The organism is Acidovorax sp. GW835-FHT14B10 (assembly GCF_058793725.1).
Map to the genome: position 1 here is coordinate 1 of NZ_JBXAGC010000015.1, position 9,867 is coordinate 9,867.

Below are 9,867 nucleotides of genomic sequence, written 5' to 3' on the forward strand. Positions count from 1 at the left end.
AAGGGAGCATGAAGAACATGCTCCCTTTTTACCTGCCCGGGGCAAGCTGCCGTCTTAACTGACTGGCATTGGCCCGAGAGCGGTTTTTCATGGTGCGCATTTCAGTGCGCCGTGCGGTTATGCCACCAGGCGATATAGTCCTTGTCGGTCGTCAGCACCCACAGGGAAAATCCGAGCACAACGATGCCGGAGAAGGTGGCATTGCGTGTCGCGTCCATGAGCGTTCCAAAGCCCAGCACCCAAGGCGAAGCGATCATCCACAGTCCCAGCACGCCCTCGGTCCACTCCTCCCAAGCCCGCGGCACAAGCGTTGCGCCCAGCGCGGCGGCGATCAGCAGCAGGCCGACGACCACGCCGTTGGCAGTAGGCGTCAACTGATCCTGATAGCGCAGCACCCAAGGCGAAAGCGCAAACCAGGCACCTATCAACGCATTGGCAGGGTCTTGCCAGTGTTTCACTTGCTTCATGGCTGTTCCTCCTGCCGCCGCAAATCAGTCCGGCGGCAATGCATTAGAGTGCCTGGCGGGACGGGAGGTTCCTTGGTGGGGATGCAACGGTTGCTGTGCGCGCCCATGAAAAACCGCCCGGCCTGATGGCGGGGCGGTTACCCTGTTTTTTATAGCTGCCTGCGTTGATGCGGCAAGCGTCAAAGCCAGTTTTTATTTTTGAGGGCTTTCGTCGCTCAGCTGAGGCAGCGGTGAACCCTGGCCCAGCGTCAGCAGGCCCGATTGGGCGTAGGTCATGAGCTTGGCGCGCGTGTCCACGATGTCGAGGTTGCGCATGGTCAGCTGACCGATGCGGTCGAGCGGCGAGAACGGCGCGTCTTCCACCTTTTCCATCGACAGGCGCTCGGGTGCGTAGGTGAGGTTGGGACTCTCGGTGTTGAGCAGCGAATAGTCGTTGCCGCGGCGCAGCTCCAGCGTGACGGTGCCGGTGATGGCGCGCGCCACCCAACGCTGGGCGGTCTCGCGCAGCATGATGGCCTGGGGGTCGAACCAGCGGCCCTGGTAGAGCAGGCGGCCGAGTTTCAGGCCGTTCATGCGGTACTGCTCGATGGTGTCTTCGTTGTGGATGCCGGTCACCAGGCGCTCGTAGGCGATGTGCAGCAGCGCCAGGCCGGGCGCTTCGTAGATGCCGCGGCTCTTGGCCTCGATGATGCGGTTTTCGATCTGGTCGCTCATGCCAAGGCCGTGGCGGCCGCCGATGCGGTTGGCTTCGAGGATCAGCTCGACCGGGTCGGTGTATTCCTTGCCGTTCAGGGCCACGGGCTGGCCTTCGTGGAAGGTGACCGACACTTCCTCGGCCTTCACCACGACATCGTCCTTCCAGAACGCCACGCCCATGATGGGGTTCACGATCTTGATGCCGCTGTTCAGGAACTCCAGGTCCTTGGCCTCGTGCGTGGCGCCCAGCATGTTGCTGTCGGTGCTGTAGGCCTTCTCGGCGCTCATCTTATAGCCGAAACCTTCCTTGGTCATGAAGGCCGACATCTCGGCGCGGCCGCCCAGTTCGTCGATGAACTGCTGGTCCAGCCAGGGCTTGTAGATGCGCAGCGAGGGGTTGGTGAGCAGGCCGTAGCGGTAAAAGCGCTCGATGTCGTTGCCCTTGAAGGTGGAGCCGTCGCCCCAGATGTGGACATCGTCCTCCTTCATGGCCGACACCAGCATGGTGCCGGTGACGGCGCGGCCCAGCGGCGTGGTGTTGAAGTAGGTCACGCCCGCGGTGCTGATGTGGAAGGCGCCGGCCTGCAGCGCGGCAATGCCTTCGTGGGCCAGTTGCGTGCGGCAGTCGATCAGGCGTGCGGCCTCGGCGCCGTATTCCATGGCCTTGCGCGGAATGGCGTCGTAATCGGGCTCGTCGGGCTGGCCCAGGTTGGCCGTGTAGGCGTAGGGCAGGGCGCCCTTGTTCTTCATCCAGCGCAGGGCCGCGCTGGTGTCGAGACCGCCGGAGAAGGCGATGCCGACCTTCTGGCCGAGGGGCAGGTTCTGGAGGATGGTTGCCATGGAATATCTCTCAAAAATGATAGCTTGTAACGCTTATTAAATAAGCGCCAGAGGCCAAAAAGGTACCGAATCAATATCAACCGAAGTGGCAGATGTAGTGGTAGGCCTCGGTCACGCGGATGTCGAACTTCGAGTTGCCGGGCACGCTGAATCGTTCGCCCGCGCCCGACTTCACCCAGGTGTCCGTACCGTCGAGCCTGTATTCGCAGGAGCCGCCCACGCCTTCCATGATCTCGGGCGCGCCGGTGTTGAAGGTCAGCGTGGCGGGCAGGATCACGCCCACTGACTTCTTCGTGCCGTCGGGGAACGTGATGCCATGGCTCACGCACTTGCCGTCGAAATACACACTGGCTTGGGTCGTGACGGACACGCCGTCGATTTTTTCGGTGGTCATTGGATGCGCGGGTAGAAGGAAGGAAACCCGGGATTTTAGGACAGGGGCGGGCATGGACGAGATGCCTGCCTTGCGCAGGGCGGGCCGGGCAAAAAAAAGAGCCCCGTGCAGGGGCTCTGTTGCCGCAGGGCGCGATGCGGTTCAGCGCCAGTAGGGGTTGCGGTGGGACGGGTAGTAGGGGCGGCCATAGCCGTACTCGATCACCGTCACGGGTGGATTCACATAGGTGGGCGGGGCCGGGTAGCTGGGTTGGACCTGGTAGGTGGATGTGACCATGCCCGGCTGCGCATACACGCCCTGCGGCCCGTAGGGATCGGGCTGGGTGGAGTAGATCTGTCCCTGGTTGCCCGTCAACGGCTGGACACTGATGGGGATCCAGCCCCCCGGATCGGTCTGGGTGCGGGTGCTGTACTGGCGCCCGGCATATTCATACACCACGTCATAGCCCACGGTGCGGTTCTCGTAATACGTTTCGGTGGTGCAGCGCTGCACGTTCTGGTACTGGGGCTGGCCGCTGCCTTCGACCTGGTTGCCCAGCATGGCGCCGCCGACGATCCCCAGGGCGGTGGCTGCCGCGCGCCCGCCGCCGTGGCCCACGGCATTGCCGGCCGCACCACCGGCAATCGCGCCCAGCAGGGCGCCCGCGCCCGAGTTGCGCGAGCCGCTGTACACGGTTTCGTTGCCGCACACCTGCCGCGGAGCACCCACCTGTTGCACCACGGGGGTGGCCGACAGCACGCGGCCTTGTTCCTGTGCCGCCGCAGCGGTGGCCACGGCGACCAGGATGGAAAATACGGCAATCTTTTGCATGACGAAGCTCCTGACAGTTCGATACATAACGCACCAGACCGGGAAAAAGTTGCGGCAGACCGCGTCCATCCGGCGGCCGGGCCGCGTAAATCTGCGTAAAGATCCGTGCGGTGGTTCGACGGTTCAGTCCCCGGACGGTTCTGCCAGCAATTCCTGCCACCGCCCTGCATCAAAGCCGACCGTGACGGTGGTGTGCCCGCCCTGGCGCCACTCCACCACCGGGCGCTTGATGGCGCTGGGCTGCGCCAGCACCAGCTGGCTGGCGCTGGCATCGTCGTGCACGGCTGCCTGGGCGCCAGGGTCCAGCTTGCGCCAGGTGGTTCCCTGCCGGTTCACCAGCTTTTGCCAGCCCACGGCGGCCAGCCAGTCGGACAGGCGTGCCGCCGGAACGCCTTGTTTCTTGAAATCGTGGAAGCTGTATTCCAGCCCCTGCCCGGTGAACCAGGCGCGCGCCTTCTTGACCGTGTCGCAGTTGGGGATGCCGTACAGAGTGATGTGAGGTGTCTTCATGGCCGCCATCATGCCAAGGGATGACCTGCATAACTCCCTGCGGTCTGTGATAGCGCGGCCTCGGGCGGTCCACTGCGTTGCTTTTCTTGCCAATAGCCGAGCTATTGGCAAGAAAAGACGCCTTGTGGCCCATCCCGATCCGCACTACCACCGACGCGCGAGGGTCATGCAGGTCATCCCAAGCTGCGCCCTCGGCGACAATTCGCGGTGTATGCACACCAAAATCCACACCCTGGAAGGCTGGCTCAGCCATTGCGAGCGCCTGCACCCTCAGAACATCGACATGGGCCTGGAGCGGGTCCGTGAAGTGGCCACCCGCATGAATCTGCGTTTTGACTGCCCGGTGATCACCGTGGCCGGCACCAATGGCAAGGGCTCCACCTGCGCCATGCTGGAGGCCGTGGCCCAGCAGGCCGGTTTTCGCACCGGGGTGTACACCTCGCCGCACCTGGTGCATTTCGAAGAACGCTGCCGGGTGCATGGCGAGGCCGTGAATGCTTCTGATCTGATAGCGCACTTCGAAGCCGTGGAAAGCGCAAGAACCCAAAACGGCAACGATGTTTCGCTGACCTATTTTGAGTTCACCACCCTGGCCATCCTGCGGCTGCTGAGCCACTCGCTGCTGGATGTCGCCATTCTGGAGGTGGGGCTGGGCGGCCGGCTGGACGCCACCAACGTGATCGATGCCGACTGCGCCATCATCACCAGCATCGACATCGACCACACCGAATACCTGGGCCCCGACCGCGAGAGCATCGGCCGGGAAAAGGCCGGCATCATGCGCACGGGCCGCCCGGTGGTGGTGAGCGACCCCATGGCGCCGCAGAGCGTGATCGACCATGCGCGCGAAATCGGCGCCGACCTCTGGCGGTTTGGCCATGATTTCAATTTTTCGGGCGACAAGCAGCAATGGAGCTGGGCCGGGCGCGGGCGCCGTTATGCGGGGCTGGCCTATCCGGCGCTGCGCGGGGCCAACCAGCTGGTCAACGCTTCGGGCGTGCTGGCGGTATTCGAAGCGCTGCGCACACGCCTGCCCGTGACGGCGCAGGCCGTGCGCAACGGGCTGGCGCTGGTCGAGCTGCCCGGCCGTTTCCAGATCGTGCCGGGCCAGCCCACCCTGGTGCTGGATGTGGCCCACAACCCGCATTCGGTGGCGGCGCTCACGGCCAACCTGGATGCCATGGGCTATTTCCCGGTCACGCACGCTGTGTTTGGTGCCATGGCTGACAAGGACCTTGCCCCCATGCTGGCCAAGGTGGGGCCACTGGTGGACCACTGGTATTTCACCGATCTGCCCACGCCACGCGCCGAAACCGGCGCTGTCCTGCAGCAGAAATGGAATGCGCTGCAGATGGTGTCCGGCGGGCGACGGCAGGTGGGCACCAGCGTCCACGCCGATCCCCAGCAGGCCCTGCAGGCGGCGGTGGCCGCGGCAGACCCCGCTGATAGAATCGTGGTCTTTGGCTCGTTTTACACGGTGGGTGGTGTGCTGATCGATGGCATCCCCCGCCTGCATGCCAAACATCTGGACGCTTAAGCTCCGCACGAGTCCCTACTCCATGGCATTTTTCAAGTTTCGTTGGCCCGGTCAGAGTGAGCAGGCTGACAAGCCGGCCAAGCGCTCCCGTTCGGCCCAGGGCGAAAGCATCGAAGTCATGCGCCGGCGCGCGCGGCATCGTCTGATTGGCGCTGCGGTGCTGGTTTTGCTTGGCGTCGTGGGATTTCCCCTGCTGTTTGACACGCAGCCGCGCCCCATTGCGGTGGACATTCCGATTGAAATCCCCGACCGCAACAAGGTGGCGCCGCTGGTGGTGCCCGCCGCCAAATCCGATGCGCCTGCAGCGCGGTCCGCAGCCGCGCCGGCCGTGCCATCGCCGCCGGAGCGCAGCGCTGCTGGTGCGGGCCTGAGCGATGGCGAGGAACTGGTGGCCAGCAGCCGCGCTGTCAAACCGGCATCGGAGGAGCCTGCGGCGGCAAAGGCCGTTGCCAAACCCGAGGCCAGGCCAAAGCCTGCGGTAGCGCCCGAACCAAAGCCGGAGCCCAAACCCAAGCCCGATCCCAAGCCACCAGCCCCCGAGCACAAGCCGGCAGCGGCCGATGAGTCGGTGCGGGCACGGGCCTTGCTGGAAGGGCGCACGACACAGCCCGCACCCAGCGCACAGGCTGAGGACGGCCGGTTCATCGTTCAGGTGGGCGCTTTTGCCGATGCCGACAAGGCCCGCGAGGCGCGCTCTAAGCTGGAGCGGGCCGGGCTCAAAACCTATACCCAGGTGGTGGATACCAAGGATGGCAGGCGCGTGCGCGTGCGCGTGGGGCCGCTGGCCAGCCGGGCCGAGGCCGACAAGGCCGCCAGCCGCATCAAGGAACTGGGGTTGACCGCCTCGGTTCTGACGCTGTAGCCGCGGTGGGCTGCGCCATTGCACACCATGGCATCGCTGGACTGGATTTTTGCGGCAATTTTGCTGGCCTCGATGGTGATCGGCGCCTGGCGGGGTTTGGTCTTCGAGGTGTTGTCCGTGGCCGGCTGGGTGGCGTCATTTTTTGTCGCCCAGTGGTTTGCCTCCGACATGGCGTCGGTGCTGCCTCTGGGCGATTCCGATGGAGCACTGCGCTATGCGGCGGGCTTCATCGTGGTCTTTGTCGGTGCGGTGTTTGCCTGCGGCTTTCTGGCCTGGCTGGCCAAGAAACTGGTGGAAGCCATGGGGTTGCGTCCCGCGGACAGAACGCTGGGGGCCATGTTTGGCGTGGTGCGGGGCCTCGTCCTGCTGCTCGTGGTGACGGTGGTGGTGGGCTTGACGCCCCTGCAGGAGGCGGCCTGGTGGCAGGAGTCGCACAGCGCACCGGTGCTGGGTGGCTTGCTCAAGAGCCTGAAACCCGCATTGCCCGAAGAATTCGGAAGGCATCTGCCTTCCTGACAGGGTAGCGGCCACCAGCTGCTGCCGAGAAAATTGGCGCGGGGCTTTTCCCGCAAATGGATGGAATCGAACTATGTGTGGAATCGTCGGCGTCGTCAGCACAGCGCCCGTCAACCAGCTGATCTATGACGCCTTGCTGCTGCTGCAGCACCGGGGCCAGGATGCTGCGGGCATCGTGACCCAGCAGGGCCGCAAATTCTTCATGCACAAGGCCAAGGGCATGGTGCGCGATGTGTTTCGCACGCGCAACATGCGGGCCTTGCCGGGCAATGTGGGGCTGGGCCAGGTGCGCTACCCCACGGCGGGCAATGCCTTCAGTGAAGAAGAGGCGCAGCCGTTTTATGTGAACGCGCCGTTTGGCATCGTGCTGGTGCACAACGGCAACCTGACCAATGCGCTGTCCCTGCGCACCGAGCTCTTCCAGACCGATCACCGGCATACCAACACCGACAGTGACTCGGAAGTGCTGCTCAACGTGTTTGCCCACGAGCTTGAGCGCGCCACCCGCGGTGTGCCGCTGCAGCCCGAGGATGTTTTTACGGCAGTGCGTGCGGTGCACAAGCGCATCAAGGGCTCGTATGCCGTCATTGCCCTGATTGCCGGCCATGGTTTGCTGGCTTTCCGCGATCCCCACGGTATCCGCCCCCTGGCCATGGGGCGCAGCCAGGATGGCACCGTGATGGTGGGCAGCGAGTCGGTGGCACTGGAGGGAACGTCGCATGTCTTCGAACGCAACATCGACCCGGGCGAAGCCATCTTCATCACGCTCGATGGCCAGGTGCATGCGCGCCAGTGCGCCGAAAATCCACAGCTGAACCCCTGCATCTTCGAGTTTGTCTATCTGGCAAGGCCTGATTCGGTGCTCGATGGCATTTCGGTCTACCAGGCGCGGCTCAATCTTGGCGAGACGCTCGCCAAGCGGGTGGTCTCCACCGTGCCGCCGAACGAGATCGATGTGATCATCCCCATCCCCGAGTCGAGCCGCCCCAGCGCAACCCAGCTGGCGCATCTGCTGGGCATTCCGTACCGCGAGGGTTTCGTCAAGAACCGCTACGTGGGTCGCACCTTCATCATGCCGGGGCAGGGCGTGCGCAAGAAGTCCGTGCGCCAGAAGCTCAATGTGATCGGCAGCGAATTCAAGGGCCGCAACGTGCTGCTGGTGGACGACTCCATCGTGCGCGGCACGACCTCGCGCGAAATCGTGCAGATGGCACGCGACGCCGGTGCCCGCAAGGTGTACCTGGCCAGCGCTGCGCCGCCGGTGCGCTACCCCAATGTGTACGGTATTGACATGCCCACCAGCAGCGAGCTGGTCGCCCATGACCGCACGGTGGAAGAGGTGCGCCAGGCCATTGGCTGCGATGCGCTGATTTACCAGGATGTGGAAGGCATGAAACGGGCCGTTGGCGCCCTGAACCCCGCCATCACCGAGTTTGATGCCTCCTGTTTCGACGGTGTGTATGTCACCGGTGACATCACCGCCGACGATATCGCGCGCCTCAACGAAGGCCGCGTGGGCGTGGAAGAGGGGGAAGAAGACACTTCCCGCCTGGCACTGCCCAACGCGCAGCTCGCCTGAGCGTGATGCCGCAGGGGCGGGCCCGTGGGCGGCCGGCTTCTGCCCCTCTTGCCGACCAAGACAACGATGCCGGCCCGATGCGGCCGGCCTGAATGCAATGACTGAACAGAATTCTCCCGTGCATGTGCGCACCCGTTTCGCACCATCGCCTACCGGCTTCATTCACCTGGGCAACATCCGCTCGGCGCTCTACCCCTGGGCATTTGCCCGCGCCACGGGCGGCGATTTCATCCTGCGCATCGAAGACACGGACCTGGAGCGTTCCAGCCAGGCTGCGGTGGATGTGATCATTGAAGGCATGGCCTGGCTGGGGCTGGACCACGATGAAGGTCCGTTCTACCAGATGCAACGCATGGACCGCTACAAGGAAGTGCTGGCCCAGCTGCAGGCCACCGGCCATGTGTACCCTTGCTACATGAGCGTGGCCGAGCTCGATGCCTTGCGCGAAAAGCAGATGGCCGCCAAGGAAAAACCCCGCTATGACGGTACCTGGCGTCCGGAGGCGGGCAAAAACCTGCCGCCCGTGCCGGAAGGCGTGCAGCCCGTTTTGCGCTTCAAGAACCCGCAAGGCGGCGTGGTGGCTTGGGAAGACAAGGTCAAGGGCCGCATCGAGATCCGCAACGACGAACTGGACGATCTGGTGATTGCTCGCCCGGATGGCACGCCCACCTACAACTTCTGCGTGGTGGTGGACGACATCGACATGGCCATCACCCATGTGATCCGGGGTGACGACCATGTGAACAACACGCCGCGCCAGATCAACATCTTCCGCGCCCTGGGCAAGGAACCGCCGGTCTATGCCCACCTGCCCACCGTGCTCAATGAGCAGGGCGAGAAGATGAGCAAGCGCAACGGCGCCAAGCCCGTCACGCAATACCGCGACGAGGGCTACCTGCCCGATGCCATGGTCAATTACCTGGCACGCCTGGGATGGAGCCATGGCGATGACGAGATCTTCAGCCGCGAGCAGTTCCTGCAGTGGTTCAATCTCGACCATCTGGGGCGCAGCGCCGCGCAGTTTGATGAAGCCAAGCTGCGCTGGGTGAATGCACAGCACCTGAAAGCCATGGCCGATGACGCACTGGCGGCCCTGGTGGCCCCCCAGCTGGAAAAGCGCGGTATTGCCGCCGCCGATCTGGCCGATGGGCGACTGCCCCGCATCTGCGCGCTGTTCAAGGACCGCTGCGATACCACGGTGGCCCTTGCAGACTGGGCTTTTGTGTTCTATGGTGCCGTGTTGCCCGTGGAGGCAGAGCGCACCCAGCATGTGACCGATGCCATTGCCCCTGCCCTGAATGCGCTGGCCGATGCGTTGTCCGCTTGCGCATGGGACAAGGCATCCATCAGCGCGGCGTTCAAGCAGGTGCTGGCGGCACACGGACTCAAGATGCCCCAGCTGGCCATGCCGGTGCGGGTTCTGGCCGTGGGCACGGCCCACACTCCTTCGGTCGATGCCGTGCTGGAACTGGTCGGACGTGAAAAAGTTGTAGCGCGTTTGCGAAACCGCTAAAAATCTGTCTATAATTCAAGGCTCAGATGATGACAACGGTTGCAGTGTGATCGATGCCATCAAAGTGGGGGTATAGCTCAGCTGGGAGAGCGCTTGCATGGCATGCAAGAGGTCATCGGTTCGATCCCGTTTACCTCCACCAA

At 64.0% G+C, this 9,867-nt stretch carries 10 protein-coding genes and 1 tRNA gene; 6 read left to right on the forward strand and 5 right to left on the reverse strand.

Features of this window, described 5'->3' with window-relative positions:
* Positions 1-101: 101 nt before the first annotated feature.
* The 5 genes from AC1Q5S_RS12855 to AC1Q5S_RS12875 all read right to left on the reverse strand — a co-directional run bounded on the left by AC1Q5S_RS12855 (position 102) and on the right by AC1Q5S_RS12875 (position 3,729).
* Positions 102-467, reverse strand: a complete 366-nt coding sequence (locus AC1Q5S_RS12855) for an SPW repeat protein (RefSeq protein ID WP_303835953.1) — start codon at positions 465-467, stop codon at positions 102-104.
* 192 nt (positions 468-659) lie between these two features.
* The gene (gene argG, locus AC1Q5S_RS12860; RefSeq protein WP_303835954.1) at positions 660-2,003 is read right to left on the reverse strand and encodes an argininosuccinate synthase; all 1,344 of its coding nucleotides are present in this window, start codon (positions 2,001-2,003) and stop codon (positions 660-662) included.
* Between the two features lie 76 nt (positions 2,004-2,079).
* Complete coding sequence (gene ppnP / locus AC1Q5S_RS12865; RefSeq protein WP_026437616.1) at positions 2,080-2,397, reverse strand: pyrimidine/purine nucleoside phosphorylase; 318 nt, start codon at positions 2,395-2,397, stop codon at positions 2,080-2,082.
* A gap of 141 nt (positions 2,398-2,538) precedes the next feature.
* The gene (locus AC1Q5S_RS12870) at positions 2,539-3,207 is read right to left on the reverse strand and encodes a glycine zipper 2TM domain-containing protein (protein ID WP_303835956.1); all 669 of its coding nucleotides are present in this window, start codon (positions 3,205-3,207) and stop codon (positions 2,539-2,541) included.
* Positions 3,208-3,330: 123 nt separating this feature from the next.
* Complete coding sequence (locus AC1Q5S_RS12875) at positions 3,331-3,729, reverse strand: arsenate reductase (protein WP_422204324.1); 399 nt, start codon at positions 3,727-3,729, stop codon at positions 3,331-3,333.
* 199 nt (positions 3,730-3,928) lie between these two features.
* Here AC1Q5S_RS12875 and folC point away from each other — a divergent pair, with 199 nt between their 5' ends.
* From folC to AC1Q5S_RS12905, 6 genes are all read left to right on the forward strand, one after another.
* Positions 3,929-5,254, forward strand: coding sequence for a bifunctional tetrahydrofolate synthase/dihydrofolate synthase (gene folC, locus AC1Q5S_RS12880; protein WP_492238953.1), 1,326 nt, complete (start codon positions 3,929-3,931; stop codon positions 5,252-5,254).
* Between the two features lie 22 nt (positions 5,255-5,276).
* Positions 5,277-6,116, forward strand: coding sequence for an SPOR domain-containing protein (locus tag AC1Q5S_RS12885; protein ID WP_303835960.1), 840 nt, complete (start codon positions 5,277-5,279; stop codon positions 6,114-6,116).
* A 27-nt stretch (positions 6,117-6,143) separates the two neighbouring features.
* Positions 6,144-6,632, forward strand: a complete 489-nt coding sequence (locus tag AC1Q5S_RS12890; RefSeq protein ID WP_092696732.1) for a CvpA family protein — start codon at positions 6,144-6,146, stop codon at positions 6,630-6,632.
* A 73-nt stretch (positions 6,633-6,705) separates the two neighbouring features.
* Positions 6,706-8,211: an amidophosphoribosyltransferase gene (gene purF, locus AC1Q5S_RS12895; RefSeq protein ID WP_303835962.1), complete on the forward strand. Its 1,506-nt coding sequence runs from the start codon at positions 6,706-6,708 to the stop codon at positions 8,209-8,211.
* A 97-nt stretch (positions 8,212-8,308) separates the two neighbouring features.
* Complete coding sequence (gltX, locus tag AC1Q5S_RS12900) at positions 8,309-9,724, forward strand: glutamate--tRNA ligase (RefSeq protein WP_492238954.1); 1,416 nt, start codon at positions 8,309-8,311, stop codon at positions 9,722-9,724.
* A 66-nt stretch (positions 9,725-9,790) separates the two neighbouring features.
* Positions 9,791-9,866: transfer RNA gene (locus tag AC1Q5S_RS12905), tRNA-Ala, on the forward strand.
* The last annotated feature ends 1 nt before the right edge of the window (position 9,867 follow it).

Bases quoted from the DNA above. Each gene is read 5' to 3' on its own strand.
- purF (WP_303835962.1), top strand. From the start codon at position 6,706: ATGTGTGGAATCGTCGGCGTCGTCAGCACAGCGCCCGTCAACCAGCTG.
- AC1Q5S_RS12870 (WP_303835956.1), bottom strand. From the start codon at position 3,207: ATGCAAAAGATTGCCGTATTTTCCATCCTGGTCGCCGTGGCCACCGCT.
- folC (WP_492238953.1), top strand. From the start codon at position 3,929: ATGCACACCAAAATCCACACCCTGGAAGGCTGGCTCAGCCATTGCGAG.
- AC1Q5S_RS12855 (WP_303835953.1), bottom strand. From the start codon at position 467: ATGAAGCAAGTGAAACACTGGCAAGACCCTGCCAATGCGTTGATAGGT.
- AC1Q5S_RS12890 (WP_092696732.1), top strand. From the start codon at position 6,144: ATGGCATCGCTGGACTGGATTTTTGCGGCAATTTTGCTGGCCTCGATG.
- gltX (WP_492238954.1), top strand. From the start codon at position 8,309: ATGACTGAACAGAATTCTCCCGTGCATGTGCGCACCCGTTTCGCACCA.
- ppnP (WP_026437616.1), bottom strand. From the start codon at position 2,397: ATGACCACCGAAAAAATCGACGGCGTGTCCGTCACGACCCAAGCCAGT.
- argG (WP_303835954.1), bottom strand. From the start codon at position 2,003: ATGGCAACCATCCTCCAGAACCTGCCCCTCGGCCAGAAGGTCGGCATC.
- AC1Q5S_RS12885 (WP_303835960.1), top strand. From the start codon at position 5,277: ATGGCATTTTTCAAGTTTCGTTGGCCCGGTCAGAGTGAGCAGGCTGAC.
- AC1Q5S_RS12875 (WP_422204324.1), bottom strand. From the start codon at position 3,729: ATGATGGCGGCCATGAAGACACCTCACATCACTCTGTACGGCATCCCC.